The sequence below is a fragment of the Arthrobacter sp. 01L42 genome, from assembly GCF_056400005.1.
In genome coordinates this window covers 14,580-40,740 of sequence record NZ_JBFTSL010000024.1, presented here as the reverse complement: position 1 = coordinate 40,740, position 26,161 = coordinate 14,580, and the positions used below count along the sequence as shown (strand labels likewise).

At 64.6% G+C, this 26,161-nt stretch carries 36 protein-coding genes; 27 read left to right on the top strand and 9 right to left on the bottom strand.

Going from position 1 to position 26,161, the window contains the following annotated elements:
• Positions 1 to 2: 2 nt before the first annotated feature.
• The 26 genes from rpsS (at position 3) to AC1DN2_RS18450 (ending at position 15,920) form a co-directional block, all read left to right on the top strand.
• Positions 3 to 284, top strand: a complete 282-nt coding sequence (gene rpsS, locus AC1DN2_RS18575; protein ID WP_018773666.1) for a 30S ribosomal protein S19 — start codon at positions 3 to 5, stop codon at positions 282 to 284.
• A gap of 38 nt (positions 285 to 322) precedes the next feature.
• Entirely contained in the window at positions 323 to 688 is a 366-nt protein-coding gene (gene rplV / locus AC1DN2_RS18570; protein WP_003803798.1) for a 50S ribosomal protein L22, read from the top strand.
• Positions 689 to 1,531 carry a 30S ribosomal protein S3 gene (gene rpsC / locus AC1DN2_RS18565; protein ID WP_028275116.1) on the top strand — a complete coding sequence of 281 codons (843 nt, stop codon included), beginning with the start codon at positions 689 to 691 and terminating at the stop codon, positions 1,529 to 1,531.
• Positions 1,532 to 1,948, top strand: coding sequence for a 50S ribosomal protein L16 (rplP, locus tag AC1DN2_RS18560; protein WP_018773668.1), 417 nt, complete (start codon positions 1,532 to 1,534; stop codon positions 1,946 to 1,948).
• A gap of 2 nt (positions 1,949 to 1,950) precedes the next feature.
• The gene (gene rpmC, locus AC1DN2_RS18555) at positions 1,951 to 2,280 is read left to right on the top strand and encodes a 50S ribosomal protein L29 (RefSeq protein WP_018773669.1); all 330 of its coding nucleotides are present in this window, start codon (positions 1,951 to 1,953) and stop codon (positions 2,278 to 2,280) included.
• A complete protein-coding gene (gene rpsQ, locus AC1DN2_RS18550) occupies positions 2,277 to 2,585 on the top strand; it encodes a 30S ribosomal protein S17 (protein WP_018773670.1) in 309 nt (102 codons plus the stop codon). Before rpmC ends, rpsQ begins: the two co-directional genes overlap by 4 nt.
• A gap of 564 nt (positions 2,586 to 3,149) precedes the next feature.
• Positions 3,150 to 3,518: a 50S ribosomal protein L14 gene (rplN, locus tag AC1DN2_RS18545; protein WP_003803789.1), complete on the top strand. Its 369-nt coding sequence runs from the start codon at positions 3,150 to 3,152 to the stop codon at positions 3,516 to 3,518.
• Between the two features lie 3 nt (positions 3,519 to 3,521).
• The gene (gene rplX, locus AC1DN2_RS18540) at positions 3,522 to 3,881 is read left to right on the top strand and encodes a 50S ribosomal protein L24 (protein WP_028275000.1); all 360 of its coding nucleotides are present in this window, start codon (positions 3,522 to 3,524) and stop codon (positions 3,879 to 3,881) included.
• Positions 3,881 to 4,462 (top strand): 50S ribosomal protein L5, encoded by a 582-nt coding sequence (gene rplE / locus AC1DN2_RS18535; RefSeq protein WP_018773672.1) that lies wholly within the window; start codon positions 3,881 to 3,883, stop codon positions 4,460 to 4,462. Before rplX ends, rplE begins: the two co-directional genes overlap by 1 nt.
• Before the next feature lie 96 nt (positions 4,463 to 4,558).
• Positions 4,559 to 4,957, top strand: coding sequence for a 30S ribosomal protein S8 (gene rpsH, locus AC1DN2_RS18530; RefSeq protein ID WP_018773673.1), 399 nt, complete (start codon positions 4,559 to 4,561; stop codon positions 4,955 to 4,957).
• Positions 4,958 to 4,975: 18 nt separating this feature from the next.
• Positions 4,976 to 5,512, top strand: a complete 537-nt coding sequence (gene rplF, locus AC1DN2_RS18525) for a 50S ribosomal protein L6 (RefSeq protein ID WP_011692797.1) — start codon at positions 4,976 to 4,978, stop codon at positions 5,510 to 5,512.
• Between the two features lie 2 nt (positions 5,513 to 5,514).
• Complete coding sequence (gene rplR, locus AC1DN2_RS18520; RefSeq protein ID WP_018773674.1) at positions 5,515 to 5,898, top strand: 50S ribosomal protein L18; 384 nt, start codon at positions 5,515 to 5,517, stop codon at positions 5,896 to 5,898.
• Positions 5,899 to 5,924: 26 nt separating this feature from the next.
• A complete protein-coding gene (rpsE, locus tag AC1DN2_RS18515; RefSeq protein WP_173403037.1) occupies positions 5,925 to 6,605 on the top strand; it encodes a 30S ribosomal protein S5 in 681 nt (226 codons plus the stop codon).
• 3 nt (positions 6,606 to 6,608) lie between these two features.
• Entirely contained in the window at positions 6,609 to 6,815 is a 207-nt protein-coding gene (rpmD, locus tag AC1DN2_RS18510; RefSeq protein ID WP_018773676.1) for a 50S ribosomal protein L30, read from the top strand.
• A complete protein-coding gene (gene rplO / locus AC1DN2_RS18505; RefSeq protein ID WP_018773677.1) occupies positions 6,816 to 7,307 on the top strand; it encodes a 50S ribosomal protein L15 in 492 nt (163 codons plus the stop codon). It begins immediately after the preceding gene.
• 187 nt (positions 7,308 to 7,494) lie between these two features.
• On the top strand, positions 7,495 to 8,805 hold the full coding sequence (gene secY, locus AC1DN2_RS18500; RefSeq protein ID WP_476851483.1) for a preprotein translocase subunit SecY: 1,311 nt from the start codon (positions 7,495 to 7,497) through the stop codon (positions 8,803 to 8,805).
• Positions 8,806 to 8,810: 5 nt separating this feature from the next.
• Positions 8,811 to 9,380, top strand: coding sequence for an adenylate kinase (locus AC1DN2_RS18495; RefSeq protein WP_173403039.1), 570 nt, complete (start codon positions 8,811 to 8,813; stop codon positions 9,378 to 9,380).
• Positions 9,381 to 9,626: 246 nt separating this feature from the next.
• Positions 9,627 to 10,454: a type I methionyl aminopeptidase gene (gene map, locus AC1DN2_RS18490; protein WP_476851482.1), complete on the top strand. Its 828-nt coding sequence runs from the start codon at positions 9,627 to 9,629 to the stop codon at positions 10,452 to 10,454.
• A 121-nt stretch (positions 10,455 to 10,575) separates the two neighbouring features.
• Positions 10,576 to 11,610, top strand: coding sequence for a P1 family peptidase (locus tag AC1DN2_RS18485; RefSeq protein WP_476851481.1), 1,035 nt, complete (start codon positions 10,576 to 10,578; stop codon positions 11,608 to 11,610).
• 188 nt (positions 11,611 to 11,798) lie between these two features.
• Positions 11,799 to 12,020, top strand: coding sequence for a translation initiation factor IF-1 (gene infA / locus AC1DN2_RS18480; protein WP_009358723.1), 222 nt, complete (start codon positions 11,799 to 11,801; stop codon positions 12,018 to 12,020).
• Positions 12,021 to 12,089: 69 nt separating this feature from the next.
• Entirely contained in the window at positions 12,090 to 12,203 is a 114-nt protein-coding gene (gene rpmJ / locus AC1DN2_RS18475; protein WP_009358722.1) for a 50S ribosomal protein L36, read from the top strand.
• A gap of 173 nt (positions 12,204 to 12,376) precedes the next feature.
• Complete coding sequence (gene rpsM, locus AC1DN2_RS18470) at positions 12,377 to 12,751, top strand: 30S ribosomal protein S13 (protein ID WP_028275004.1); 375 nt, start codon at positions 12,377 to 12,379, stop codon at positions 12,749 to 12,751.
• Positions 12,752 to 12,803: 52 nt separating this feature from the next.
• Positions 12,804 to 13,205 carry a 30S ribosomal protein S11 gene (gene rpsK, locus AC1DN2_RS18465; RefSeq protein ID WP_018773682.1) on the top strand — a complete coding sequence of 134 codons (402 nt, stop codon included), beginning with the start codon at positions 12,804 to 12,806 and terminating at the stop codon, positions 13,203 to 13,205.
• Between the two features lie 133 nt (positions 13,206 to 13,338).
• Positions 13,339 to 14,349, top strand: coding sequence for a DNA-directed RNA polymerase subunit alpha (locus AC1DN2_RS18460; RefSeq protein WP_018773683.1), 1,011 nt, complete (start codon positions 13,339 to 13,341; stop codon positions 14,347 to 14,349).
• A 76-nt stretch (positions 14,350 to 14,425) separates the two neighbouring features.
• On the top strand, positions 14,426 to 14,998 hold the full coding sequence (gene rplQ / locus AC1DN2_RS18455) for a 50S ribosomal protein L17 (protein WP_476851480.1): 573 nt from the start codon (positions 14,426 to 14,428) through the stop codon (positions 14,996 to 14,998).
• Positions 14,999 to 15,029: 31 nt separating this feature from the next.
• Positions 15,030 to 15,920, top strand: a complete 891-nt coding sequence (locus AC1DN2_RS18450) for a tRNA pseudouridine synthase A (protein WP_476851479.1) — start codon at positions 15,030 to 15,032, stop codon at positions 15,918 to 15,920.
• A 155-nt stretch (positions 15,921 to 16,075) separates the two neighbouring features.
• Here the strand turns inward: AC1DN2_RS18450 and AC1DN2_RS18445 are convergent, their stop codons facing one another.
• Positions 16,076 to 17,725, bottom strand: a complete 1,650-nt coding sequence (locus AC1DN2_RS18445) for a sensor histidine kinase (protein WP_476851478.1) — start codon at positions 17,723 to 17,725, stop codon at positions 16,076 to 16,078.
• Between the two features lie 235 nt (positions 17,726 to 17,960).
• On the opposite strand from AC1DN2_RS18445, the gene AC1DN2_RS18440 reads away from it, so the two are divergent.
• Positions 17,961 to 18,728, top strand: a complete 768-nt coding sequence (locus tag AC1DN2_RS18440) for a response regulator transcription factor (RefSeq protein ID WP_476851477.1) — start codon at positions 17,961 to 17,963, stop codon at positions 18,726 to 18,728.
• A 65-nt stretch (positions 18,729 to 18,793) separates the two neighbouring features.
• On the opposite strand, the gene AC1DN2_RS18435 is transcribed toward AC1DN2_RS18440, so the two are convergent.
• From AC1DN2_RS18435 to AC1DN2_RS18400, 8 genes are all read right to left on the bottom strand, one after another.
• Positions 18,794 to 19,306, bottom strand: a complete 513-nt coding sequence (locus AC1DN2_RS18435; protein WP_476851476.1) for an Hpt domain-containing protein — start codon at positions 19,304 to 19,306, stop codon at positions 18,794 to 18,796.
• 127 nt (positions 19,307 to 19,433) lie between these two features.
• Entirely contained in the window at positions 19,434 to 20,318 is an 885-nt protein-coding gene (locus AC1DN2_RS18430; protein ID WP_476851475.1) for a type II secretion system F family protein, read from the bottom strand.
• Between the two features lie 7 nt (positions 20,319 to 20,325).
• Complete coding sequence (locus AC1DN2_RS18425) at positions 20,326 to 21,261, bottom strand: type II secretion system F family protein (protein ID WP_476851474.1); 936 nt, start codon at positions 21,259 to 21,261, stop codon at positions 20,326 to 20,328.
• Positions 21,262 to 21,268: 7 nt separating this feature from the next.
• On the bottom strand, positions 21,269 to 22,777 hold the full coding sequence (locus tag AC1DN2_RS18420) for a CpaF family protein (protein WP_476851473.1): 1,509 nt from the start codon (positions 22,775 to 22,777) through the stop codon (positions 21,269 to 21,271).
• Positions 22,777 to 23,967 (bottom strand): CpaE/TadZ family protein, encoded by a 1,191-nt coding sequence (locus tag AC1DN2_RS18415; RefSeq protein ID WP_476851472.1) that lies wholly within the window; start codon positions 23,965 to 23,967, stop codon positions 22,777 to 22,779. Before AC1DN2_RS18415 ends, AC1DN2_RS18420 begins: the two co-directional genes overlap by 1 nt.
• Positions 23,964 to 24,740 carry a Flp pilus assembly protein CpaB gene (cpaB, locus tag AC1DN2_RS18410; RefSeq protein ID WP_476851471.1) on the bottom strand — a complete coding sequence of 259 codons (777 nt, stop codon included), beginning with the start codon at positions 24,738 to 24,740 and terminating at the stop codon, positions 23,964 to 23,966. Before cpaB ends, AC1DN2_RS18415 begins: the two co-directional genes overlap by 4 nt.
• A gap of 2 nt (positions 24,741 to 24,742) precedes the next feature.
• Positions 24,743 to 25,717, bottom strand: coding sequence for a pilus assembly protein TadG-related protein (locus AC1DN2_RS18405; RefSeq protein ID WP_476851470.1), 975 nt, complete (start codon positions 25,715 to 25,717; stop codon positions 24,743 to 24,745).
• Positions 25,705 to 26,079, bottom strand: a complete 375-nt coding sequence (locus AC1DN2_RS18400; RefSeq protein WP_476851469.1) for a TadE/TadG family type IV pilus assembly protein — start codon at positions 26,077 to 26,079, stop codon at positions 25,705 to 25,707. The genes AC1DN2_RS18405 and AC1DN2_RS18400 overlap by 13 nt, the downstream gene beginning before the upstream one ends.
• Positions 26,080 to 26,161 lie beyond the last annotated feature (82 nt).

Here is a 26,161-nt window from a genome sequence, read left to right as displayed (position 1 = left end):
ACATGCCACGCAGCCTGAAAAAAGGTCCTTTCGTTGACCAGCACCTCTTTGTAAAGGTAGCCAGGGAAAACGAAAAGGGCACCAAGAACGTCATCAAGACCTGGTCCCGCCGTTCGATGATCGTCCCCGACATGCTCGGCCACACGATCGCCGTACACGACGGACGCAAGCACATCCCCGTGTTTGTCACTGAGTCGATGGTCGGGCACAAGCTCGGCGAATTCGCTCCCACGCGGACATTCCGCGGCCATGTCAAGGACGACCGTAAGGGCAAGCGCCGCTAGGCGCCTGCACTTACGTCAAAGACGAGAGAAGGAAAGCAATGGAAGCCAAGGCAATTGCGCGTCACATCCGCGTAACGCCTATGAAGGCCCGGCGCGTCGTCAACCTTGTTCGTGGTAAGCAAGCGAATGAGGCTCTGGCAATTCTGAAGTTTGCCCCCCAGGCAGCTTCGGAGCCGGTATTCAAGGTAGTTCAGTCGGCAATCTCCAACGCCCGGGTCCTCGCGGACCGCGACGGCGTGGCGTTTGACGAAGGTGACCTCATCATCAGCGAAGCGTTTGTTGATGAAGGCCCGACCATGAAGCGGTTCCAGCCGCGAGCCCAGGGTCGTGCATTTCAGATCAAGAAGCGCACGAGCCACATCACCGTGGTAGTCGCTACCCCGGAGAAAGAGGAGGCTCGCTAAGTGGGACAGAAAGTTAACCCGCACGGGTTCCGACTCGGCATCACCACCGATCACGTATCGCACTGGTTCGCCGACAGCACCAAGGCCGGCCAGCGGTACAAGGACTTCGTTCGCGAAGACATCCGTATCCGCCAGCTCATGTCCACGGGCATGGAGCGCGCCGGTATCGCCAAGGTCGAAATCGAGCGCACCCGCGACCGTGTCCGCGTGGATATCCACACGGCACGTCCGGGCATCGTCATCGGCCGCCGCGGCGCTGAAGCAGACCGCATCCGCGGCGAGCTTGAGAAGCTCACGGGCAAGCAGGTTCAGCTGAACATCCTCGAGGTCAAGAACCCCGAGATGGAAGCCCAGCTTGTTGCCCAGGGCGTTGCAGAGCAGCTGACTTCCCGCGTGGCTTTCCGCCGTGCGATGAAGAAGGCCATGCAGTCCGCACAGCGCGCCGGTGCCAAGGGCATCCGGATCGCTTGCTCGGGTCGACTGGGCGGCGCAGAAATGTCCCGCTCGGAGTTCTACCGCGAAGGCCGTGTGCCCCTGCACACCCTGCGTGCGAACATCGACTACGGCTTCTACGAGGCCAAGACCACCTTCGGCCGCATCGGCGTGAAGGTCTGGATCTACAAGGGCGACGTCACTGCCAAGGAACTGGCTCAGCAGGCAGCTGCTGCTCCGTCCCGTGGCCGTGCCGGCGACCGCCCGGGCCGCCCGGGTGGCGCCGACCGTGGTGACCGCCGCCGTCGTCCCGACCGCCCCGCAGCCGAGGCAGCACCTGCCGCCGAAGCTCCGGCTGTCGAAGCCGGTGCCGCAGGCACGGCACAGTCAGTAGAAGGAGGACAGGCTTAAATGCTTATCCCACGTCGAGTCAAGCACCGTAAGCAGCACCACCCGGGTCGTTCCGGCGCTGCTACGGGCGGCACCCAGGTCTCCTTCGGTGAGTGGGGCATCCAGGCGCTGAGCCCGGCCTACGTCACGAACCGTCAGATCGAGTCTGCCCGTATCGCGATGACCCGCCACATCAAGCGTGGCGGAAAGGTCTGGATCAACATTTACCCGGACCGTCCGCTGACGAAGAAGCCGGCCGAAACCCGCATGGGTTCCGGTAAGGGTTCTCCGGAATGGTGGGTCTCAAACGTCAAGCCGGGCCGGGTTCTCTTCGAACTCTCCGGTGTCAGTGAAGAGGTAGCTCGCGAGGCCCTGCGCCTGGCAATCCACAAGCTGCCGTTGAAGGCACGCATTGTGCGTCGCGAAGGTGGTGAGTAGAAATGGCAGTAGGATCCAAGGAACTTGCATCCGCACAGCTGGACGGTTTCGACAACGAGCGTCTCGTTGAAGAACTCCGCAAGGCCAAGGAAGAGCTGTTCAACCTGCGTTTCCAGTCCGCCACCGGTCAGCTGGAGAACCACGGTCGTTTGCGCGCGGTAAAGAAGGACATCGCCCGCATCTACACCGTTCTCCGTGAGCGCGAACTCGGCATTCGTGCCGAGGTTGCCGCACCGGTTGTGGAAGCCAAGGAAGAGAAGAAGTCCAAGAAGGCTGCAACCAAGAAGGCTGAGAAGGCTGAAACGGTTGAATCCGAGGAGGATGCCAAGTGAGTGAAAAGGACGAGAACGTGACGGAAACTGTTTCCGACGCAGCCAAGGCTGACGAGCGCGGTTACCGTAAGACGAAGCGCGGCTACGTCGTCTCGGACAAGATGGAAAAGACCATCACTGTCCAGGTCGAAGACCGCGTGAAGCACGCCCTCTACGGCAAGGTCATCCGCCGCAACGCCAAGATCAAGGCTCACGACGAAGAGAACAGCGCCGGCATCGGCGACCTGGTGCTCCTCGCCGAGACCCGCCCGCTGTCCGCTACCAAGCGGTGGCGTCTGGTCGAGATCCTCGAGAAGGCCAAGTAACACCTGCACCTTTTTGTCTGGTGATACAGCGGAAGCCCTCGTTCCCCTTTGGGGGAGCGGGGGCTTCTGCGCTGCCGGCAGCCGCCGCAGCCGGCAGCCTGCGACCGGCGGCAGCCGTCTACCGTGCTCGTCACGCGAAGCAGCCTTTGGGGGGCTTACGACTGGGGGGCTTACGACGCCGGCGGGCCGGGTTCCCGGGGTGCGCGGCGGCGGGCGGGCCCAAAGCCTGTCCGGCGTGGCGGCGTGGCGGCTGCGCGGGAGGGGTGTGCGGGCTCCCTGGCTGTGATATGGGGATACGCCCAAAACGTGCTAAGATTTTGAGTTTGTATGGCGCCTTTTGCGCGCCGTCATCAACCTCGTAAACAATCGTGCCACGGCATAGTGCCCCCTTGCGCCCCGACTCGTCGGGAACCGCCTGGGAAGCAAATGTTTTTGGCACGGGCGTTTAGGCCTGGTCTGGCAAAATCCAGGCAGGTCAAGAGACACCCCGATCAACCGTTCCGCAAGGCTCATTCCGTAGGAAGATTTTCGGTCTGAGAACCAGCGCGACGCAAGGAGTAAATAGTGATTCAGCAGGAGTCGCGACTCAAGGTCGCCGACAACACGGGTGCTAAGGAAATCCTTACCATTCGCGTTCTCGGTGGATCTGGCCGTCGCTACGCAGGCATTGGCGACGTAATCGTCGCTACCGTCAAGGACGCAATTCCGGGCGGCAACGTAAAGAAGGGCGACGTCGTCAAGGCTGTCATCGTCCGTACCAAGAAGGAACGCCGCCGTGCGGATGGTTCCTACATCAAGTTTGACGAGAACGCAGCCGTCATCCTGAAGAACGACGGTGACCCCCGCGGTACCCGTATCTTCGGACCGGTTGGTCGTGAACTTCGCGACAAGAAGTTCATGAAGATCGTTTCTCTGGCTCCGGAGGTGCTCTAGTCCATGGCTAAGATCAAAAAGGGTGACCTCGTTCAGGTCATCACTGGCGCCAAGGCTGAGCGCGGCGGCGACAAGGGTAAGCAGGGCAAGGTTCTGCGCGTGTACCCGGAGACCAACCGCGTGTTGGTTGAAGGCATTAACCGCGTAACCAAGCACACCAAGGTCGGTCAGTCGCAGCGCGGCACCAAGACCGGTGGCATCGAGGTCGTCGAGGCTTCGATCCACATCTCCAACGTGGCTCTGGTTGACCCGTCCACCAAGAAGCCCACCCGCGTCGGTTTCCGCACCGAGACCGTTGAGCGCGATGGCGTGAAGCGTGACGTGCGCGTCCGCGTGGCCAAGAGCTCAGGGAAGGACATCTAATGACTGAGACTCTCGAGACTCCGGCAAGCAAGATCGTTCCTCGTCTGAAGACCAAGTACGCCGATTCCATCAAGAACACGCTGACTGAGGAATTCAAGTACCAGAACGTCAACCAGGTTCCCCGCCTGGTGAAGGTCGTTGTGAACATGGGTGTTGGAGATGCCGCCAAGGACTCCAAGCTGATCGACGGCGCTGTCCGCGATCTGACCCTGATCACCGGCCAGAAGCCGCAGGTAACCAAGGCCCGCAAGTCGATCGCACAGTTCAAGCTGCGCGAAGGCATGCCGATCGGTGCACACGCAACTCTGCGTGGGGACCGCATGTGGGAATTCCTGGACCGTCTGGTCACGCTGGCCCTGCCGCGTATCCGCGACTTCCGTGGCCTCAGCGGCAAGCAGTTCGATGGCAACGGCAACTACACCTTCGGTCTGACCGAGCAGGTTATGTTCCACGAGATCGACCAGGATTCCATTGACCGCGTTCGCGGTATGGACATCACCGTCGTGACCACTGCCAAGACCGACGACGAAGGCCGCGCGCTGCTGAAGGCGCTTGGCTTCCCGTTCAAGACCGAAGACTAATCTAGCTACGTAAAAGGTCCGCCCGCGCTCCTTTCCGAATTCTGTTCGGGACAACCAGCACGGCGGAAACCGTTATGAGGAAGGGCAAGAGCCCACATGACAATGACAGATCCCGTCGCAGACATGCTTACGCGTCTGCGCAACGCTAACTCGGCATACCACGATTCCGTGACCATGCCGTACAGCAAGCTCAAGGCACGCGTTGCCGACATCCTGAAGGCTGAAGGTTACATCGCCTCCTGGAAAGAAGAAGACGCTGAGGTTGGCAAGAAGCTGACCCTCGAGCTCAAGTTCGGTCCGAACCGCGAGCGTTCAATCGCTGGCGTTCGTCGTATTTCCAAGCCGGGACTGCGCGTTTACGCAAAGTCCACCAACCTGCCGCACGTGCTCGGTGGCCTGGGTGTCGCAATCCTGTCCACCTCTTCCGGCCTCTTGACTGACAAGCAGGCCGGCAAGAAGGGCGTGGGCGGCGAAGTCCTCGCTTACGTCTGGTAACGGGAAAGGAAGAGAATAATGTCACGTATTGGACGTCTCCCCATCACCGTTCCTGCCGGCGTTGAGGTCAAGGTTGACGGCTCTGTCGTCAGCGTCAAGGGTTCCAAAGGCGAGCTGAGCCACACTGTGGCCAGCCCGATCGAGGTTTCCCTGGAAGATGGCACCCTGACTGTCGCCCGCCCGAACGACGAGCGCGCCTCACGTTCGCTGCACGGCCTGACCCGCACCCTGATCGCCAACATGATCCAGGGTGTCACCGCAGGCTACGAGAAGAAGCTTGAGATTGTCGGTACCGGTTACCGCGTCCAGGCCAAGGGTTCTGACCTGGAGTTCGCTCTGGGCTACAGCCACCCGGTCAACGTCTCGGCACCGAACGGCATCACCTTTGCAGTTGAGACCCCGACCAAGCTCTCTGTTTCAGGTATCTCCAAGCAGCAGGTCGGCGAGGTTGCTGCCAACATTCGCAAGCTGCGGAAGCCGGACCCCTACAAGGGCAAGGGCATCCGTTACGCAGGCGAAGTCATCCGCCGCAAGGTCGGAAAGGCTGGTAAGTAACCATGGCGATCGCAATTAACAAGAAGCGTACGAACAAGAGCAAGTCTGCCCAGCGCAGCCGCCGCCAGCTTCGTATCCGCAAGCGCATCTCCGGAACGGCTGTACGCCCGCGTCTGGTCGTCAACCGCTCCGCACGTCACGTATTCGTCCAGGTTGTCGATGACACCAAGGGCCTGACCGTGGCAAGCGCCTCCACACTGGAAGCCGACCTTCGTGCATTCGACGGTGACAAGACCGCCAAGGCCAAGCGCGTTGGCGAACTGGTCGCCGAGCGTGCCAAGGCTGCCGGTATCGAAGCAGTTGTCTTCGACCGCGGTGGTAACAAGTACCACGGCCGGATCGCCGCCGTCGCTGACGGCGCACGTGAAGGTGGGCTGGCACTGTGACCGAAAATAACGAAAAGGACATTCAGGTGACTGAAGCTGTAGCTGCTCCGGCAACTGAGACCGCTGCGCCTGCTACCACTGACGACCGCCGTGGTGGCGCTCGTCGTGGCGAGCGTGGCGACCGCGGCCAGGGCCGTGGCGACCGTGGCGGCCGTGGTGGCCGTGACGGCGGCCGCGAGGCCGAGAAGAGCCAGTTCGTAGAGCGCGTCGTAACCATCAACCGCGTTTCCAAGGTCGTCAAGGGTGGTCGTCGCTTCAGCTTCACCGCCCTCGTCGTCGTCGGTGACGGCAACGGCATGGTCGGCGTCGGCTACGGCAAGGCAAAGGAAGTTCCTGCCGCTATCGCGAAGGGCGTTGAAGAGGCCAAGAAGTCCTTCTTCCGCGTTCCCCGCATCGGCAGCACTATCCCCCACCGCGTTCAGGGTGAGGCCGCCGCAGGCGTCGTCATGCTGCGCCCGGCTTCCGCCGGTACCGGTGTTATCGCCGGTGGCCCGGTCCGTGCAGTACTGGAGTGCGTGGGCATCCACGACATCCTCTCCAAGTCGCTCGGTTCTTCCAACGCCATCAACATCGTTCACGCGACCGTTGACGCGCTGAAGCGCCTCGAAGAGCCGGCAGCAGTGGCAGCACGCCGCGGCCTCCCGCTCGACGAGATCGCCCCGCCGGCAATGGTCAAGGCGCTCCTGAACCAGAAGGCAGGTGTCTGAGTCATGGCTAAGAACGTGCTTGTCTCCGACGCAAAGTTGGAGATCACTCAGATCAAGTCCGCCATTGGCGGCAAGCAGAACCAGCGCGACACCCTGCGGTCCCTCGGCCTGAAGCGGATCGGACACACCGTTGTCCGCACCGCCGACGCCGTGACCGTCGGGATGCTCAACACGGTTCCGCACCTGGTAAAGGTAGAGGAGGCGAAGTAAATGGCAGAGAAGAACACCGCCGAAAAGGCACAGGGCGCCGCTGAGAAGCAGAACGCACTGAAGGTTCACCACCTGCGTCCCGCCCCGGGTGCCAAGACCGCCAAGACCCGTGTTGGTCGTGGTGAAGGTTCCAAGGGTAAGACCGCTGGTCGCGGTACCAAGGGTACGAAGGCCCGCTACCAGATCAAGGCTGGCTTTGCCGGCGGCCAGCTGCCGCTGCACATGCGCCTGCCGAAGCTGCGCGGCTTCAAGAACCCGTTCCGGGTTGAGTACCAGGTTGTAAACCTGGACAAGCTCAACGAGCTGTTCCCGGAAGGTGGCGCTGTCACCGTGGAGAACCTGGTCGAAAAGGGTGCCGTTCGCAAGAACCAGCCCGTCAAGGTGCTGGGCACCGGCGACATCACCGTCAAGGTTGACGTCACCGTCCACGCATTCTCGGCCAGCGCTGCTGACAAGATTGCTGCAGCAGGCGGAAGCACCACCGCCCTCTAACGAGGCGGCGGGGCAGTTGCCCGTTGTTGAAACTCCCGGTACCAGGGGCTCAGGCCCCCGGTGCCGGGAGTTTTTTTCATTTTCCGGGCCCCGCCGATTGTTCGCGGGGCGCATCCACCCGTTAGACTCGGTTGTTGGGTTTATTTGACCTGTCTCACACGACTTTACTTATTACTCAGGAGGACGCTTGCTTAGCGCATTTGGCCGGGCCTTTCGCACGCCTGATCTGCGACGCAAGTTGTTGTTCACGCTGGGAATCATCACTATCTTCCGCTTGGGTGCCTTCATCCCCTCGCCTGGTGTGAGCTACCAGAATGTCCAGCAATGCTTGCACAACGGTCAGACCTCGGGCGGGATCTACCAGCTCGTCAACCTGTTCAGCGGCGGTGCATTGCTGCAGGTGTCCATCTTTGCCCTCGGCATCATGCCGTACATCACCGCCAGCATCATCGTCCAGCTGCTCCGGGTGGTCATTCCCCGCTTCCAGCAGCTGTACGAGGAGGGCGCGTCAGGGCAGTCAAAGCTGACCCAGTACACCCGCTACCTCACGATCGCACTTGGCCTGCTCAATGCCACGACACTGGTGTCGCTGGCACGCTCCGGCCAGCTGCTGCCTAACTGCCAGCTGCCCATCATCCCGGACAGCTCGATCGTCACCACGGTCCTGATCATCATCACGCTCACGGCCGGCACAGGCCTGATCATGTGGATGGGCGAGCTCGTGACGGAAAAGGGCGTCGGCAACGGCATGTCCCTGCTGATCTTCACGTCCATCGCCGCAGGCTTCCCCGGCTCGCTCGGTGCGATCTGGAAGGCCCAGGGCCCCGGCACGTTCTTCCTGGTCCTGATCATCGGCCTGCTCACCGTAGCGCTCGTGGTCTTCGTGGAGCAGTCCCAGCGCCGGATCCCGGTGCAGTACGCCAAGCGGATGATCGGCCGCCGCACGGTCGGCGGAACCAGCACTTACATCCCCATCAAGGTGAACATGGCCGGCGTCGTGCCCGTCATCTTTGCCTCGTCCATGCTCTACCTGCCGGGGCTGATCTCACAGTTCAACCAGCCCAAGGCCGGCGAGCCGGTACAGCCCTGGGTTGAGTGGATCAACAACAACCTCACCAAGGGCGACCACCCGATCTATATGGCACTGTATTTCGCCATGATTGTGTTTTTCACCTACTTCTATGTTGCGATTACTTTCAACCCCGAAGAGGTCTCGGACAACATGAAGAAGTACGGCGGCTTCATTCCGGGCATCCGCGCCGGCAAGCCGACCGCGGACTATCTTCAGTACGTCCTATCCCGGATCACCCTGCCCGGCGCCTTCTACCTCGGCTTCGTGGCATTGATCCCGCTGGTTGCACTGGTCCTGATTAACGCGAACCAGAACTTCCCGTTCGGCGGCACCTCGATCCTGATCATGGTGGGCGTCGGTCTGGAGACCGTGAAGCAGATTGATGCGCAACTACAGCAACGTCACTACGAAGGGCTTTTGCGATGACGAGAATGTTGATTATCGGACCTCCCGGGTCCGGCAAGGGAACGCAGGCGGAACGCATTTCAGAACGCCTCGGCGTCGTTGCGATCTCCACCGGAGACATCTTCCGCGCCAACGTCAAGGGTGAGACTCCGCTCGGCGTCGAAGCCAAGAAGTACATGGACGCCGGCGACTTCGTCCCGGACAGCGTCACCAACAAGATGGTGCGCGACCGCCTCAATGAGGACGACGTCGAGGCAGGCTTCCTGCTCGACGGGTACCCGCGCACCACCGCGCAGGTGGACTACCTCGAAGACATCCTCGCCGGCGCTGACCAGAAGCTCGACGTCGTGCTCCAGCTCACCGCTGACGACGAGGAGCTGGTTACCCGCCTCCTGGGCCGTGCCAAGGAAACTGGCCGCAGCGACGATAACGAAGGCGTTATCCGTCACCGGCTGGACCTGTACCACGAGCAGACCGAACCTGTGGTGGCCAAGTATGCCGAACGCGGCATCCTGACCCAGGTGGACGGCATCGGTGCCATCGACGAAGTCACCGAGCGCGTCATGGAAGCGATCAAGTCGGCCCAGGCCGCCTGATCCTCACCCCCTGATCCACGCATGCTCATTGCGGCTGACGCAGAACAGAGACGCAGTGCAGAAGGGCGCGTTCCGTACCATCGGGTACGGGACGCGCCCTTCGGCGTTGGGCGGCACCGCAGCGAGCCCGTTCCGAACCGTTGAACCGGTACGGGAGAATAGAGCTTGAAGACTTGGGTTGATGACCCATGGTGGAGGCCCGGGATCCAGCCCGCCCGGACCGCGAGAGAAAATTTTGAGGTAGCGATGGCATTCGGCCAGGCACGCATTGAATACAAGACCAACGCCCAGATGCGCACGATGCACGAGGCCGGACTGGTCCTGAGCCGGGCACTGGATGCAGCGGTGGCCGCCGCGGCCCCCGGCGTCACCACTGCCCGGCTGGATGAGGTCTTCGCCGCCGTGCTCCAGGACGCCGGCGCCAAGTCCAACTTCCTCGGCTACCACGGGTTCCCGGCCACGATCTGCACCTCGGTGAACGAAGAAGTGGTGCACGGCATCCCCGGCGGCCGGGTCCTGGCGGACGGCGACATCATCTCGATCGACGGCGGTGCGATCGTGGACGGCTGGCACTCCGATTCGGCGCGGACCGTGATTGTCGGCACCGCCGATCCCGAAGACGTTCGCCTCTCCGAGGTTACCGAGGAAGCCATGTGGCGTGGCATCGCAGCCCTGGCCACCGGGAAATTCGTGGGCGATATCGGCAACGCCGTGGACGACTACGTCTCCTCCGTGCCGGGCAAACCGCTGGGCATCCTGGAGGACTATGTAGGGCACGGAATCGGCTCCGAGATGCACATGGCGCCGGACGTGCTGAACTACCGCACCGGCCACCGCGGGCCGAAGATCCGCCCGGGGCTGTGCCTCGCAATCGAGCCCATGCTGGTCCGGGGCAGCATCGAGACCGCAATCCTGGACGACGACTGGACCGTCGTCACCACGGATGGCAAGCGCTCCTGCCAGTGGGAGCACTCGGTGGCCGTGCACGAGAAGGGGATCTGGGTCCTCTCGGCACCTGACGGCGGAGCGGCGAAACTGGCGCCGCTCGGCGTCGTGCCCGTCCCGATTCCCTAGGCCCGAACTACAAGGCGACTCGCGGGATTTCTGGCGACGCTCAAAATCCCTGGCGACACCGGAATACGGTAGCGCCAGGGATTTTGCGTGTCGCAGGTCAGCCGGGGCGCACAATGGAGCCATGGGAGCAACAGGAGCCATCACAGACGTGGCCGGCATCCGGATAGGCCATGTCCAGAAGTCCGGCGACGGCTGGCTGAGCGGAGTGACTGTGGTTCTCCCGCCGCCAGGCACCGTCGGCTCCGTCGACGTCCGGGGCGGCGGGCCTGCGACGCATGAGACGGACTCACTGGATCCCACCACGCTGTCCCAGACCGTGGACGCCGTGGTCCTGACCGGGGGCAGCGCCTTTGGCCTCGCAGCCGCGGGCGGCGCCATGCGCTGGTGCGAGGAGAACGGCCGAGGCTTCACGGTCCCCGGCGGGCTTGTTCCGATAGTGCCGGCGGCCGCGATTTTCGATCTGGGCCGCGGCGGCGATTTCTCCGCCCGCCCCGGAGAGGCGATGGGCTACGCGGCGACGGCCGCCGCCGCCGGGCAGCCGGAAGGGCACGACGTCGAACGCGGCAACGTCGGCGCCGGCACAGGAGCGGCAATCGGCAGGGGCACGTACAAAGGGGGAGTGGGCACAGCCTCCCTCACCCTAGAAAACGGGGTGACCGTCGGCGCCATTGCGGTCGTCAACGCGCTCGGACTGCCGTGGGGCACATCGCCGCAGCAGGCGGAACCCGGCAGCGTGCGTCTAAGCGACGAAGGAGCGAGCACGCAGAGGGTTTCGGCTGTTGGGGCGGGAGGTGAGGCCGAAGCCGCAGACTACGGCGTTGGCGGTACGCCCCCGCCGCTCAACACCACGCTCGTCGTCGTCGCCACGGACGCCGTCCTGGACAAGGCGGACTGCAAACGCACCGCCTCGGCGGCCCATGCCGGACTGGCCCGGGCTTTGAATCCAAGCCACACCCTCGCCGACGGCGATACCGTGTTCGCGCTGGCGACGGGCGCCGTCGCGCTTGACCGCAGCACCCCGGCGGCCCGGCAGGTCAGCCTCATTACCCTGCAGAGCGCGGCCGCCGACGTCGTCCGGCTGGCCATCCTCGACGGGATCTCGCAGGCGGAGGCAGTGACGACGGCGGCCGGGACGCTAGGTGCGTACGGACGCTGAGTGCGCTACGATGGGCGGATTTAACTTCGGATTTAACAATCGGGCCGCGATGGCGTAGTGTTGTCTGTTGGTTGTCTGCCCCGTTGTGCCCTTTTGGGGTCGGGTGGCACCAGCCAATCAATCAAAAACGTCCGCGGTCATGACCGGTGCAAACCGGGAGGCTGCGGCAACAACAGTTAGCGGAGGGTATGGCCAAGAAGGACGGGGTCATTGAGATCGAGGGCGTTGTGACCGAGGCGCTGCCCAATGCGATGTTTCGCGTTGAGCTCACCAACAAGCACATCGTTCTGGCACACATCTCTGGAAAGATGCGCCAGCACTACATCAGGATCCTCCCCGAGGACCGCGTAGTGGTGGAGCTGAGCCCTTACGACCTGACACGTGGTCGTATCGTCTACCGCTACAAGTAAACACTGGGCGGCCAGGGCAACAGCCGAGGGCCGGTCCAGCTGACCAACTGCAACACGCAAAGGAACGCCATGAAGGTCAAGCCGAGCGTCAAGCAGATCTGCGAAAAGTGCAAAGTGATCCGCCGTAATGGCCGGGTCATGGTGATCTGCGAGAACCCGCGCCACAAGCAGCGCCAGGGCTAATTTCCTTCACAGGAAATCCTGGGTTGCTAACCCACGCAAGTAAATAAAGGCAGCACAAGCTGAACTGGGACGTATGAGCCCGGACAGCTAACCCCCGGTCGGAGGCTGGGGCCGCACTGAACATGCGGGTGTACTGCCTACGACCTCCGGTTTATACAAGGAGTACTGCCAATATGGCTCGTCTCGCTGGCGTAGACATTCCCCGCGAAAAGCGGCTGGAAATTGCGCTTACTTACATCTACGGCGTGGGCAAGACCCGTGCACACGAAACCCTGGCTGCTACCGGCATCAGCGCTGACGTTCGGGTCAAGGACCTGACCGACGCGCAGCTGGTTGAGCTGCGTGACTACATTGAAGGCAACTACAAGGTTGAGGGTGACCTTCGCCGCGAAGTAGCCGCTGATATCCGCCGCAAGGTTGAAATCGGCAGCTACGAAGGTATTCGCCACCGCAAGGGCCTGCCAGTGCGCGGTCAGCGTACGAAGACGAACGCGCGTACCCGCAAGGGTCCGAAGCGCACCGTCGCAGGCAAGAAGAAGGCCCGTTAATCCCTGAGGGATTAACTCGGTTTTCCCCCGATAACTTTCTGTAGGAGAAAAAATGCCCCCGAAGACTCGTGGCGCGGTTCGCAAGCCGCGTAAGAAGGACAAGAAGAATATCGCGCTGGGCCAGGCGCACATCAAGAGCACCTTTAACAACACCATCGTGTCCATCACGGACCCGAACGGTGCTGTCATCTCCTGGGCTTCGTCCGGTGAGGTTGGCTTCAAGGGCTCGCGTAAGTCCACCCCGTTCGCTGCCCAGATGGCCGCCGAAGCCGCCGCAAAGCGTGCACAGGAGCACGGCATGCGCAAGGTTGACGTGTTCGTCAAGGGACCGGGTTCCGGACGCGAAACCGCCATCCGCTCGCTGCAGGCCGCTGGCCTCGAGGTTGGCTCCATCCAGGACGTCACCCCCAGCGCCCACAACGGCTGCCGTCCGCCGAAGCGCCGCCGCGTCTAAGGCTTTCCAGCGCCCAGGAGCTTGCCCGGACCCTCACCGGTCCGGGCAGGCCCGGCCGCGTTAAGTCTTCAGACCGATCTTTCCACCACCTGTGTTGCGTCATATAGCGGATGCTCGCCGAAAGGAAACCTAAGTGCTCATTGCACAGCGCCCCACCCTCTCCGAAGAGGTCGTCTCCGAAAACCGCTCACGGTTCATCATCGAACCGCTGGAGCCGGGCTTTGGTTACACCCTCGGAAACTCCCTCCGCCGTACCCTGCTCTCCTCCATCCCCGGTGCCTCTGTAACGAGCATCCGGATCGATGGCGTGCTGCACGAGTTCACCACGGTTCCGGGTGTCAAGGAAGATGTCACTGAGATCATCCTGAACATCAAGAACCTGTCGGTTTCCTCCGAGCACGACGAGCCGGTTGTTGCTTACCTGCGCAAGCAGGGACCGGGAGTCGTCACCGCCGCGGACATCGCTCCGCCGGCCGGCGTCGAATTCCACAACCCGGATCTGCACATTGCCACGCTGAACTCGAAGGGCAAGTTCGAACTCGAACTGACCATCGAGCGCGGTCGCGGCTACGTTTCGGCAGCTCAGAACAAGTCCGGCGACTCCGAGATCGGCCGCATCCCGGTCGACTCGATCTACTCGCCGGTTCTGAAGGTTACTTTCCGCGTGGAAGCTACCCGTGTTGAGCAGCGCACTGACTTCGACAAGCTCATTGTCGACGTCGAGACCAAGCAGGCAATCGCCCCGCGCGACGCCGTTGCTTCGGCAGGTACCACCCTGGTGGAACTGTTCGGTCTGGCCCGCGAGCTGAACACCGCAGCTGAAGGTATCGAGATCGGTCCGTCGCCGACGGACGCTGCCCTGGCAGCCGACATGGCACTGCCGATCGAGGATCTGGACCTGACGGTCCGTTCCTACAACTGCCTCAAGCGTGAGGGCATCCACACCGTGGGTGAACTCGTTGCCCGCTCCGAGGCTGACCTCATGGACATCCGCAACTTCGGCGCGAAGTCCATTGATGAGGTCAAGGCCAAGCTGGTCGAACTGGGCCTGTCCCTCAAGGACTCCCCTCCCGGTTTCGATCTCGCAGCACGTGCCGCAGCCATCGAAGAGGACGACGCCGCGTTCAGCGACGACGAGCTCTAACCAACAGATCTTGGCCGGCTGGCTGGATGCACCTTGGTGTGCGCAGCCCAACGGCTTCCAATGAGGAGAAACTATAATGCCTACCCCCGCTAAGGGTCCGCGCCTCGGAGGCGGAGCGGCTCACGAGCGTCTTATGCTCGCGAACCTGTCCGCCGCACTTTTCGAGCACAAGCGGATCACCACCACGGTGACCAAGGCCAAGCGCCTGAAGCCGTACGCCGAGCGCCTGGTGACTTTCGCCAAGCGTGGCGACCTCGCGTCCCGCCGTCGTGTACTCGGCCTGATCAGCAACAAGGGCGTCGTCCACGAGCTGTTCACCGACATTGCACAGGCAGTGGAAAACCGCGATGGCGGCTACACCCGCATCACCAAGATCGGCAACCGCAAGGGCGACAACGCTCCCATGGCTGTCATCGAACTGGTTCTCGAGCCGGTTTCCGCAAAGCAGGCCGTGGTAGCCGAGGCTACCTCTGCTGCCAAGCGGGACGCTGACAAGAAGGACGCCGAAGAGGCCGACGCAGCTCCGGTTGCCGAGACCGAAGAGGCTGCTGAGACCGAAGAGGCTCCGGTCGCTGAGACCGAAGCCGCTACCGAAGAGGCTCCGGCCGCTGAGGAAGCAGCCGCTGAGTCTGAGAAGGACGCGAAGTAATTCGCTAAATCTTTCTTATAGACTTAAGTCTATGAACGAGCTCAAACCCGCTGCCCCCCTCTTGGGGGGCGGCGGGTTTTTGCGTATCCGGCTGGATGTGGCGTACGACGGCGGCCCGTTCAGCGGGTGGGCCGTGCAGCCGGGACTGCGCACCGTCCAGGGCGTCCTGGAGGAGGCCCTCGCGCTGCTGATCCGCCGCCCCGTCCGGGTTACGGTTGCCGGGCGCACCGACGCCGGGGTGCACGCCCGCGGCCAGGTGGTCCACCTGGACCTCAGCGAGGCGGAGTGGCTGGGCCTGAACCGGGGCGCCGAACTGGATCCCGCCGTCGCCCTGCTCCGCCGTATCCGCGGTGCCTTGAGCCGTGGCCTGGGCGACCTCAGCGGCGCCATCGAGGTGCACCGGGTGAGCGTGGCACCAGTTGGCTTCGATGCCCGGTTCTCCGCCCTCTGGCGCCGCTATTCGTACCGGATAGCGGACGGCCCCGCGCTGTGGGACCCGCTGGGACGCGCCTCGACCCTGTGGCACAAGGTTCCGCTGGACGTCGGGCTCCTCAACGAGGGCGCCGCGCCGCTGCTGGGCCTGCAGGACTTCCGCTCGTACTGCAAGCCCCGCGAGGGGGCCACGACCATCCGTGAACTGCAGCGCTTCGAATTCGCGCGCGGCGCGGACGGCGTCATTGTCGTCACCGTTCAGGCTGACGCGTTCTGCCACAACATGGTCCGCTCCCTGGTGGGCTCGGCGTTGTACGTGGGGGAGGGCGAAGAGGTCCCGGAATGGCTCTACGAGCGGCTCCTCGCCCGGCAGCGCGACGCCCGCTCCGTGCTCGCAGCCCCGCACCCGCTGGTGCTCGAGGAAGTGGCCTACCCGACAGAGAGCGGCATGCTGGCCCGGGCCGAACTGACGCGGGCACTGCGGGCCTAAACTGCGCCACCGATTTTCCCCACCTTTGCCGGAGCGAGGCCGCTCTACGCCGGCGGGTCGGCGCAACACGCGGGCGTCGGCCACCAAAGGTGGGGAAACTTCGACGCCACCACAGCCATGTGGGCACGAAAAGGCGGTGGGCGTGCGGGCCTAAATTAGGCGGGAAGCTCGAGGGTGAAGGTGCTGCCGTGGCCCGGACTGGTGCGGCACGAGATGGATCCGCCGTGCCCTTCCACGATGGCCTTGGTGATGGACAGCCCCAGGCCGGCGCCCGGAATGGATCCGTCCCGGACGGCCGGGCTGCGGAAGAAACGGGTGAAGACCCGCCCGGCGTCGGCGGCGGTCATGCCCATCCCGGTGTCCTCGACGTGAAGGCGCACCAGGCCGTCGCCGGAGCTGGCGGAGACCCGCACCGATCCGCCGTCGGGCGAGTACTTGATCGCGTTGGAAACGAGGTTGTCCAGGGCCTGGCTGATCCGGAGCGGGTCCACGTGGGCCCAGAGCGGACCCTGGACGTCCGTGGCGAGGCAGACGCGGGACGCCTGGGCGTGGGCCTGGGCCGAGCCGAGGCTCGCCTCCACGATGCCGGCGAGGTCGGTGCGGCGCGGATGGACATGGACCGCGGCGCTGGCGGACATGAGAAGATCCGAGACCAGGGCCAGCAGCCGCTCCGCGTTGCGCTGCGCCACTTCGACGCGGCGGACCACCGGACTGTCCAGGCCCTCGGTGTCGGCGAGCACCAGGTCCAGGTTGCCGATGATGGACGTCAACGGCGTGCGGAATTCGTGGGAGACAGTGGAGACGACCTCGTCCTTCGCTGCGAGGGCGTCCACCAGGCCGGTGACCTCGTTGAAGACCACCACGGCGCCGCGGAAGTCGCCGGCGTCGTTCTTCAGGGGCCGGGCCCCGGTAGAGACCACGCGGCTGGCCGCTTCCTCACCGAAGCAGACAAGGTAGTCGGCAAACGACTCGCCGGCCAGCGCCCGCCGGATGGGACGGCGCTCCAGCGGCAGGGGGGTGCTTCGGTCCTGCCCGGTCAGCAGGAGCCGGCCCTCTTCCTCCGGCAGTACTTCCCCCGCCGGTTCGGCCGTAGGATGGGGCGCCGCGGCCGCGGATTCCTCGAGTTCGGCCTGCCACGTGTTCGTCAGCAGCCGGCGGCCGCTGGCGTCCACTGCCACGATCCCGACGTCGACGGTGTCGAGAATGGTGTTCAGGAGCCGTTCGCGCTCCCGGCTGTCCGCGAGCAGGACCTCCAGCTCGGCTTCCTTGGACTTGATCCGCCGCTGCTCGCGCCGCAGGCGCGCCCGCGCGAAACGCATGGCGAGGGAGACCGCGAGCATCATCAGGGGCACCAGCAGGGCTTCGGCTGTGCGGGCCGCAAGCGGTGCCGGCCGGTCCGCCAGGAGCCAGGGCAGGGCGGCCAGGAGGGGCACCGAGAAACTCAGTGAAAGGCTCGCGGGGGCGGAGAGCCTGGACGCCGAAATCCACACCACGGGCAAGACGGAGAGCACACCTGGATCCGGCAGCCCGGCGGAGGTGCCGTCCCGGAGCAGCCCAATCGCAACCAGGTCCAGGACAGGGATGACGAGCGGCGCCAACGGCCCAAAACGCTGCCAGGGGACCAGTACGCAGGCCACGAGGAGGGCGGCCTGCAGGGCAAAGGCGTACCGGCACAGGATGCTGTCCGGAAGGCCGGGCCAGGCGGCCGGGGCAGCCATGACGATTGCGGCCAGCATCACGGCCAGCGGCAACTGGCAGACGAGGACCCGCCCGCGCGGCCCCAAAGCCTTCCCGTGTCGATCCATACTTCGGATCAGCCGCTGTCTAAGCAAAGACGCCGTGCCCCCTTCCCGTTGCTCCAGTTTTACACCCTGTGTCACGCAAATTTGACATAAATCGAAGTTTTGCCATTTCTGTTACCGGGCAGCCGCGAATTTGCCCCTTAGGGTGGGTATTCTGACATTGCTGGTGGGGGCCGGCGAGATAATTGCTGCCGCCGCATCCGCGAACGGCAGCGTAGCGTGTCACATGAGGGGGGCCATGACCGACATGGGAGTCGCCGTCGTTGTAGAAGACGACGAAGATGTTCGGAACCTTGTCGAAGCCGTATTGAGCCAGGCAGGGTTCGAAGTCCACTCGGCGGCCGGCGGACGTGAAGGGGTCGACGTCGTCAGGGCACGGGAGGCAAGCGTGGTCACCCTCGATGTCGGGCTTCCCGACATCGACGGTTTCGAGGTGCTGCGCCGGATCCGGCAGTTCAGTGACGCGTACGTGGTCATGCTGACAGCGCGAACCGACGAACTGGACACCCTGACGGCGTTTCATACCGGGGCTGATGATTTCCTGGCGAAGCCATTCCGGCCGCGGGAGCTGCGCGCCCGTGTGGGTGCCATGATGCGCCGGCCCCGGCAGGACCTCGGCGCCGCGGACGGATCCGCGGTGGATTCTGGGGCGGCCGCCGCCCCGGTAGCGTCCCAGAGTCCGGTGCTGCACCACAACGGCCTGGACCTGAACCCCGAGACCCGGTCCGTGAGTGTCGACGGCGTGGCGGTCAGCCTGACCCGCAGTGAGTTTGACCTCCTGCAGGCGCTCCTGAAGGGCGCCGGCGCCGTGCGGTCCAAGACCGAGCTGGTGCGCGTGGTCCGGGGCGATTACTACCGGGCGGACGCCTACATCAGCGAATCCGACGAACGCGCCGTCGAGGTGCATATCGGCAACCTGCGGAGGAAACTCGGCGAGGACCCCGTGCAGCCGCGCTGGCTGCAGACCGTCCGCGGCGTGGGCTACCGGCTGTCGCCGGCGCGGTAGCCCCTGGAGGGGCTTCCGGCGCCCGGCGCCCGGGAAACCTGTAGGCGGCAGCGGTCCCGCCGGTCCTAGCTGTCCCACAGGACGTAGCTGAACTGGAGCTCGTCGACGGTTTCCCCGCCGCGCGCGGCGACGTCGCGCAGGAGCGACAGTGCGCGGCCAATGTCTCCGGCCCTGAGTGCGTTCTCCAGTTCGCCGGCGAGCTGGGCCAGGCGCAGGCCTCCGACCATGGCCGAGGACGTCTTCAGGCTCAGCACAGCGTCCATCGAGCCCGCGAGATCCCCGCGTTCGAGGGCCGAGGCCAGCGAGCGGTAGCGCTGGTCCCACATCCGGGTGTAGTCCCTGGCAAATCCCTTCGCCACGGCCGGATTTTCCAGCTGTGCACCCAGGTCCTGAAGCGCGGCAGGGTCCACGAGCGGGGCCGCCGGCAGGTCCTCGGGGAGGACCTCCGGGAAGACCTCTGGGAAGGCCGCTGCCGCGCTGGATGCCGTGAGGGCAGGCGCCGGCAGTCCCGGAGAGGTGGTGGGAGCGAGGGCAATGCCCGCATCTCCGTCGTCGGGGCAAGCGCTTGGAAGGGACATGTGACCACGCTACTTGCTGATGCGGCCGATGCCTTGCAGCCCGGTCTATCCTGCGGAAACCCTGAGGCTTTCCCGAGGGGAACCAATCCCTGCCGCTGGTGCCGGCCGTGGCCGTGTCGGCGGCCGTTTACTGGCCACTGAACGTGTCGATGGCGTTGATGACGGCCGGGCCCAGGATGGCGATGAAAAGCACGGGGAAGATGAAGAACAGCAGGGGAAACAGGATGGTGACGGGCAGCTTCATGGCCTTCTCCTCGGCCCGTTGCCGGCGCTTGACCCGCATGACCTTCGCCTGCACCCGCAACACCCGGCTGATGGCAATGCCGTAGGTGTCGGCCTGGACCACGGCCTGGACGAAGCTGCGCAGCTCGGGCACGTTGGTCCGTTCCGCCAGTGCCACGTATGACTCGCGCCGGCTGCGCCCTACCTGCATGTCCTGCAGGGTCCGGATAAGTTCCTCCGCCAGGGGGCCCTTGCCGTTCTCGCCGGCCCGGGCCATGGCGCCTTCGAAGCCCAGGCCCGCTTCCACGGAGATCAGCATCTGGTCCAGCGTGTTGGCCAGTTCCAGCTGCATGGTCTTCTGGCGTTCCTGCCCTCTGCTGTAGAGCAGGAGGTCGGGGATGAAGTAGCCGAGCAGGAACACAAAGATTCCCACGAGCTTGAGGACCGGCGTCGGGCTGTTGGCGCTGATCCAGAAGCCCAGCAGGGCGCCCAGCAGCCCAAGGAGCGGCTTGGCCGCGAGCACGCGGCCCAACGGCAGTGACGCGGGGCGCCCGGCGAGGGACAACAGCCGGTCCAGTTTGCGGACGTACGCCGGGGGAGTCAGCCGGTAGCCGGCCCGTTCCAGCAGGCTGCTGCGCTCCCGATGGGTGAGCTCGGCCGGGTCGGTGCCATGCGCGAGCATCTCCCGCATGGCGCGCTGTGACCTCCGGTCGACGGAGAGCAGCGACCACGCCAGATAGCCGAGCGGCAACGCCACCAGCAGCGTGGCAAGTAGTACAGCAGGTGCCATAGCCGCCTCAGAACTTCAGGTCGATGATTTTTCGCATCCACAGCCCGCCAATGGTCATGAGGATGACGGAGGCCGCCATCATGCCCCAGCCCAGCGGGTGCGTGAACATCGGGTTCATGTAGCCGGGATTGACCAGCATCAGCATCACCACGATCCCGATCGGCATGGCCATGAGGATGTACGCGGAAAACTTTCCCTCGGCTGCGAGGGATTTGATGTGTCCTTTGATCTCACTGCGCTCGCGGATGGTCTCGTTGACCTGGTCCAGGACTTCGGCCAGGTTCCCGCCCACTTCGCGGTTGATCTGGATGGCCTGGGCGATCCAGACGAAGTCCTCGTTCCGCATCCGGTCCGCGGTGTCGCTCAGGGAGTCCAGGAGGTCCCGGCCCAGGCTGGTCTCCGTAACCACGCGGCGCATCTCTTCCGACGTCGGGCTTTGGGATTCGGACGCGGCGGCGTCAATGGCGCGCATGATGCTGTGCCCGGCCCGGAGGCCGCCGGAAAGCAGCTGCAGGGTATCGCCGAGCTGCTGGTCGAACTTGGTGCGGCGCTTGCCGGCCAGGATGCGGAGCACGAGGTGGCCCACGACCGGAGCCAGGAGCACCAGCAGGACCGCCAGCAACGGCCCCGCGACGACGAACCCGGCGAGGCCCCCCGCAACCGCTCCGGCCAGGAGCAGGACGTAGAAGTCGGCCTGGCCCAGGCGCAGGCCGGCCTGTTCCAGCGACTCGCGGTTGAAGAGCCGGACTTTGCGGCCGGAAAAGAATCCGTCGACCAGGTGGACGGCCGAGCCGGCGAACCGCGTCAGCTGCGAGTCGGCCTGGCCCTGGACGGGCCTGCGCCGGTCCAGGGGGACACTGGCCCCGCCGGGGGAGAGCAGCGCGAATCCCAGGACCACCACTGCGCTGAAAAGCAGGCCGACGCCGATGGGCAGGAGAGTCATGGACAGATCACGCCCTTCCGGCCGGGGTCAGCGGAGCAGCAAACACAGCGGGGGAGACGTGGATGCCCAGGTCCTCGAAACGGTCGATGAAACGCGGACGGATGCCGGTGGGGACCGGCCTGCCGAGGAACCGGCCGTGGGCGTCGACGCCGGCGGCGTAGTCGAACACGAAGGCATCCTGGAGCGTGACGATGTCGCCCTCCATGCCCTGGACCTCAGTGACGTGGGTGATCCGCCGGGTGCCGTCCCGCAGCCGGGAGATCTGGATAATCAGGTTGACGGCCGAGGCGATCTGTTCCCGGATGGCGCGCAGCGGCAGGTCCATGCCGGCCATGAGCACCAGCGTCTCCAGACGGGCCACGGCGTCCCGGGGCGAGTTGGAGTGCACTGTCGAGAGCGACCCGTCGTGGCCTGTGTTCATGGCCTGGAGCATGTCCAGCGATTCGCCGCCGCGGACCTCGCCCACCACGATCCGGTCCGGTCGCATGCGCAGGGAGTTCCGCAGCAGTTCGCGGATGGTCACCTCGCCCTTGCCCTCAGTGTTCGACGGCCGGCTTTCCAGCCGCACCACGTGTTCCTGCTGGATCTGGAGTTCGACGGCGTCCTCGATCGTCACGATCCGCTCGTCGTGGGGCAGGAACGAGGAAAGGACATTCAGCAGTGTCGTTTTGCCGGTGCCGGTGCCGCCCGAGACGATGATGTTGAGCTTGGCCTTCACGCAGGCGTTCAGCAGTTCCGCCATTTCCGGCGTCAACGTGCCGAACTCGATGAGGTTCCGGACAGTCAGCGGCACCTTGCTGAACTTTCGGATGGTCAGCGACGAACCGCCGACGGCGAGCGGCGGGATAACGGCATTGACGCGGGACCCGTCCTCGAGCCGAGCATCCACGAGGGGCGAGGACTCATCGATGCGCCGGCCCACTTTGGAAACGATGCGCTCGATCACCTTGCGGAGGTGGTCCTCGGAGCTGAACCGCGACTCCGTCAAGGTCAGTTTGCCGTTGCGTTCCACGTAGATCTGGTCCATCCGGTTGACCATGATTTCCGTGACGGCGGGATCGTCCAGGAGGCGCTGCAACGGGCCGTAGCCCAGGACGTCGTCGGCCACGTCGCGGACCAGCCGGGAGCGCTCTTCGGCGGACAGGGGGACCTGTTCGGCGTCGATGATGCGCGTCAGCTCCTCCCGCGCGGAGGTGCGGAGGTCCTCTTCCGTGGTTGCCGAATCGTTGAAGCGGGTTCCCATGCGCTCGAACAACGCAGTGGCGGCCCGCTGTTTGAGGGCGGCGAAAGCGTCGACGGGCTGCTGGCCCCGGGCGCGGGAGTCCTGGTGCTCCGGGAAAGCCGGCAGCGGTGGGCGGTCAGTCTTCTGGAGCACGACGGCGGCCGGCGCTGCCGCCGTCGTCGCGCTTCCTCCGGTGGGGGACATGGCCAACGGAGATGCGGCCTGCGGGGATTCGGCCCGTGGGGCGGACGCAATCGTTCCCTCGGCGGAGCGGAGCCGTTCGGACAGTTTCATCAGACCACCACCCGGCGGTGCAGCTTCTTCTGGGCGGTGGCGCGCCAGGCGGGATCGAACCGGTTGACGAGCTGTTTCAGTCCCTTGATGGCAGGATCTTTGCGTCCGTCCTGGAGGACCGGGATGCCGCGGTTGGTGGAGAACGCCACTGCCTTGGACCGCGGGATGCTGACGTCCACGGGCGCGCCGATGGTCGCCTCGACGTCCTGGACGCTCAACCCGGACTTCGAGTCCGCCATGTTCAGCACCACGTGGCGGGTCTCGGGCAGCAGGTCCAGGCGCCGGAGGATATCCAGGCCGGAGCGCAGCCCGCGGATACTCGGCACGTCCATGGCAGTCACCCAGACGGCGTCGGTGCACTGCTCGAGGGCGGCCAGCCCGACCTCCGGGAGCCCGGGTGCGGTGTCGACCACGACGTATTGGAACTGTTCGGCCAGTTGTTCTAGCAGGCGCGTGACCTGCTGGGGTGTGATGTCGTCGGCCTCCTCGGGCGTCCGGGGGGCGCAGAGGGCGTAGATGCTCCCGGGATGGACGGTGAGGAAGGCTTTGAGGACGAGGGAATCCTGGCTGGCCGCGGACGAGACGGCGTCGGTCACGGTGTGCTCCGGGTGCAGGTACAGGCCTGAGGCCACGTCCCCGAACTGCAGGTCCAGGTCCACAATGACCACGCCCATGGGCGCCACTTTGCCCAGCCCGATGGCGATGTTGGTGGCGATCGTGGTTTTGCCGACCCCGCCTTTGGGGGAGAAGACGCCGATCACCAACCCCCTGGCGCTGTCAGGCTGGCTGGCCGCCGTGGTTCGGTTGCGGGTGGCGAACGACTGGCAGGCCCGCTCCAGCAGCACCCGGATCTGGGCCGGGTCCGCCGCCGGGCTGAGGATGTCGCGGATGCCGGCCCGCATGGCCAGCAGGACGAAGTTCGGATCGGCCTCGCCGACCAGGATGACGCTGAGCTCGGGAAGCTGGACGTCGAATACCGTCGCCAGGCGCAGGGCGTCCTCCACCGGCACATCCGGTCCCAGGATCAGGACCTCGGGCCGTTCCTGGTTGAGGCTGGCGAAGAGCTCCGCCGGGTTCGCGGGATTGACGAACGCGAAGGTCTGCAGGCCGCCCGGAAGGCCGCCGGCCAGGGCCTGGCGGACGCGGGCATCGAAATCAGTGTTCGGCGAAATCAGGACAAAGCGGCTCATTTGTACACCTCTGGTCGCGTTACGATGCCGGGGCGGCCGCTGTCCGTGGCGTTGAGCGGTTCCTTGCTCAGCCAGATGCTGGCCGATTCCGTGAAGTTTGCGGCATAGACAATCTTTGTGGCGTCCATATCATTCACGGCAACAGTGACGATCATGGAGCCGGTGGGCAGCGTCGTGTCCTCGGCATCCGCGGGGGAGCCGGCGGCAGAGGGCTGCGGGGACGGAGCCACCACCGGGGCGCGCTGGACAGCCGTCACGAGAGCCTTGTGTACCGTCAGCTGGGTAGTCTCTTTGTCTGCCTTCGCCTCGAGGCCGCCGTCCTTGAGGTTGATGAAGACACCCACATGGTCGCCCGCCGCGAGACGGCCGCCGACGAGCCGCTGGGGCTCGAGCTGGAAGGAAACCTCCTGCAGGCCCTTAGGCACTTCAACCGCTCCGCTCGCCTTTAGTGCCTCCGGCTCAATCAGCCGCTCGGCGACGAGCTGTTCGCCGGGGAGGAGGTCGACGGCGGTGACTTTGCCGGCCAGCCCGTCCAGGTTCGTGAGAGCCGACTTCGTGACGGCTTTTCCGGGAAGGTCCTGGCTGGTCACGAATGCTTTCAGGGCCGCGACCGACGTGCCGGCCGGCACAGCTTTGGACACCACGAGAACGGTGACGGGCTGCAGGCCCTGCACCGCCCTGCTGTCGGCGCCCTGCGCGTAGCTGACTACCAGGATGGCTCCGACGACGGCCAGCACCAGGGCCGCGATTCCTGCCAATAAGCGTGACTTCACTGTTAGGGCACTCCAATGGTAAGGCGGACTATTGAGGTCCCGTAGTCCGGTGCTGCGCCGAGTTCGAAGGCGTCGGACAGAGAGACATATCGGACGAAATAGCCCCTGATGGTCTTGTTCTTGAGCGTCCCGCCTAATGACCAGCTGTTAGAGGCAAAGTGGTAACCAGTGACATGGAAGGCGGCAAATCCCTTCACGTAGTACTTGCCGCTGGAGCCGTTGCCGGTGGCCACGTCGTACAGCGGGAAAAGGACTGTTTGGTCGTTCATCTTGCTCAAGTCCGCAGCGGTGCATTCGCCTGGTGCGCTCGCGCCCGTGTTGCTGGAGAACCAAACGCCAGAGTTGTTTGCTTGTCCGGCTGACAGGGTGACTCCGCATTTTGCATCGCTGTCCGAAATCCAGCCGAAGCCACCCGGGATCTCGCCACAGCCGCCGGAATCCATGTCCAGGACCTGTTCAGCGCCAGCCAGCGAGCCTGGCGTCAGGTTGAGTTTGCATTGGGCAATGGCCAAGGGCAGAAGGATGGTGCCGGTGGACGGCGTGCCCCACTGCACTCGGGACGTGGCTGTTACTTCGGCGCTTGAAAAACCCAAGGCACGGGCAAAGAAGAGGGAAACCCGGTTGGGCGTCTTTCCTGCTTCCTGGGCCCCCACCGTTACTTTCACGGTGCGGGCGGCCTTGTCCAGAACGAGGGCCGCAATGTTGCTTGCGCCGTCGCGGGCATTACCGTTGGCGAGGCTCCTGGCGAGTGGGGACGTGGTGGAGCAGTTGACGTCGTTGATGTTCTTGGCGCACTTTTGGGCGACCATGAGCGCCACTGCATCCGAGCCGTTCTGATCCTGGGTCCGCTCGGCATAGAGCATGCCGACGTCCACGGCCAGGGCGGTGAAGCCGAGCAAGGTCACCATGAGGATGGCGACCAGGACGCTGATGGCCCCGCGCTCGCCGTCGGCGGTTGTCGTTCCTAGCCTCCGCACAGCATGACTCCTTTGCTTTCCATGGGGAACGGGCCCGCGATGCCGGTCATCGTGGAAAGCGAATAGGTGATCTTGAAGGTCACCTGGGTTCCGGTGGTGCATGTGGCAGGACTGATGGTGATGTTGGTGTCGGCCAGCGCCGGTTTCAATGCTGTGGCCGAATTCTTGGCCGCCGTCCGTGCGGCGGTGGGGCTGTTGCCGATGGCCATGAAGCGGACGCCCTCGCGGGCTGCGGCCGAGAGGGTGATCTGGGCGTTGTAGGCCCGCCCGAATTCCGTGATGCCAAGCAGCAGCATGACCAAAATGGGCGCAAGAAGAGCGAATTCCACGGCGACGGCGCCCCGTTCCGATGTTTTGGACATGGGCGCCTTCCTGCGATGGTTGCCTGAGACGGCTATGTGGTGGCGGCTCGATGCCGCCACCACATAGTCATTGGCCGAGGAG

Excerpts from the sequence above, each read along its gene's own strand:
- rpsS (WP_018773666.1), top strand. The coding sequence starts at position 3 with ATGCCACGCAGCCTGAAAAAAGGTCCTTTCGTTGACCAGCACCTCTTT.
- rplV (WP_003803798.1), top strand. The coding sequence starts at position 323 with ATGGAAGCCAAGGCAATTGCGCGTCACATCCGCGTAACGCCTATGAAG.
- rplP (WP_018773668.1), top strand. The coding sequence starts at position 1,532 with ATGCTTATCCCACGTCGAGTCAAGCACCGTAAGCAGCACCACCCGGGT.
- rpmC (WP_018773669.1), top strand. The coding sequence starts at position 1,951 with ATGGCAGTAGGATCCAAGGAACTTGCATCCGCACAGCTGGACGGTTTC.
- rplX (WP_028275000.1), top strand. The coding sequence starts at position 3,522 with ATGGCTAAGATCAAAAAGGGTGACCTCGTTCAGGTCATCACTGGCGCC.
- rplE (WP_018773672.1), top strand. The coding sequence starts at position 3,881 with ATGACTGAGACTCTCGAGACTCCGGCAAGCAAGATCGTTCCTCGTCTG.
- rpsH (WP_018773673.1), top strand. The coding sequence starts at position 4,559 with ATGACAATGACAGATCCCGTCGCAGACATGCTTACGCGTCTGCGCAAC.
- rplF (WP_011692797.1), top strand. The coding sequence starts at position 4,976 with ATGTCACGTATTGGACGTCTCCCCATCACCGTTCCTGCCGGCGTTGAG.
- rplR (WP_018773674.1), top strand. The coding sequence starts at position 5,515 with ATGGCGATCGCAATTAACAAGAAGCGTACGAACAAGAGCAAGTCTGCC.
- rpmD (WP_018773676.1), top strand. The coding sequence starts at position 6,609 with ATGGCTAAGAACGTGCTTGTCTCCGACGCAAAGTTGGAGATCACTCAG.
- rplO (WP_018773677.1), top strand. The coding sequence starts at position 6,816 with ATGGCAGAGAAGAACACCGCCGAAAAGGCACAGGGCGCCGCTGAGAAG.
- AC1DN2_RS18495 (WP_173403039.1), top strand. The coding sequence starts at position 8,811 with ATGTTGATTATCGGACCTCCCGGGTCCGGCAAGGGAACGCAGGCGGAA.
- map (WP_476851482.1), top strand. The coding sequence starts at position 9,627 with ATGGCATTCGGCCAGGCACGCATTGAATACAAGACCAACGCCCAGATG.
- AC1DN2_RS18485 (WP_476851481.1), top strand. The coding sequence starts at position 10,576 with ATGGGAGCAACAGGAGCCATCACAGACGTGGCCGGCATCCGGATAGGC.
- infA (WP_009358723.1), top strand. The coding sequence starts at position 11,799 with ATGGCCAAGAAGGACGGGGTCATTGAGATCGAGGGCGTTGTGACCGAG.
- rpmJ (WP_009358722.1), top strand. The coding sequence starts at position 12,090 with ATGAAGGTCAAGCCGAGCGTCAAGCAGATCTGCGAAAAGTGCAAAGTG.
- rpsM (WP_028275004.1), top strand. The coding sequence starts at position 12,377 with ATGGCTCGTCTCGCTGGCGTAGACATTCCCCGCGAAAAGCGGCTGGAA.
- rpsK (WP_018773682.1), top strand. The coding sequence starts at position 12,804 with ATGCCCCCGAAGACTCGTGGCGCGGTTCGCAAGCCGCGTAAGAAGGAC.
- rplQ (WP_476851480.1), top strand. The coding sequence starts at position 14,426 with ATGCCTACCCCCGCTAAGGGTCCGCGCCTCGGAGGCGGAGCGGCTCAC.
- AC1DN2_RS18450 (WP_476851479.1), top strand. The coding sequence starts at position 15,030 with ATGAACGAGCTCAAACCCGCTGCCCCCCTCTTGGGGGGCGGCGGGTTT.
- AC1DN2_RS18445 (WP_476851478.1), bottom strand. The coding sequence starts at position 17,725 with ATGGATCGACACGGGAAGGCTTTGGGGCCGCGCGGGCGGGTCCTCGTC.
- AC1DN2_RS18440 (WP_476851477.1), top strand. The coding sequence starts at position 17,961 with ATGACCGACATGGGAGTCGCCGTCGTTGTAGAAGACGACGAAGATGTT.
- AC1DN2_RS18435 (WP_476851476.1), bottom strand. The coding sequence starts at position 19,306 with ATGTCCCTTCCAAGCGCTTGCCCCGACGACGGAGATGCGGGCATTGCC.
- AC1DN2_RS18430 (WP_476851475.1), bottom strand. The coding sequence starts at position 20,318 with ATGGCACCTGCTGTACTACTTGCCACGCTGCTGGTGGCGTTGCCGCTC.
- AC1DN2_RS18425 (WP_476851474.1), bottom strand. The coding sequence starts at position 21,261 with ATGACTCTCCTGCCCATCGGCGTCGGCCTGCTTTTCAGCGCAGTGGTG.
- AC1DN2_RS18420 (WP_476851473.1), bottom strand. The coding sequence starts at position 22,777 with ATGAAACTGTCCGAACGGCTCCGCTCCGCCGAGGGAACGATTGCGTCC.
- AC1DN2_RS18415 (WP_476851472.1), bottom strand. The coding sequence starts at position 23,967 with ATGAGCCGCTTTGTCCTGATTTCGCCGAACACTGATTTCGATGCCCGC.
- AC1DN2_RS18400 (WP_476851469.1), bottom strand. The coding sequence starts at position 26,079 with ATGTCCAAAACATCGGAACGGGGCGCCGTCGCCGTGGAATTCGCTCTT.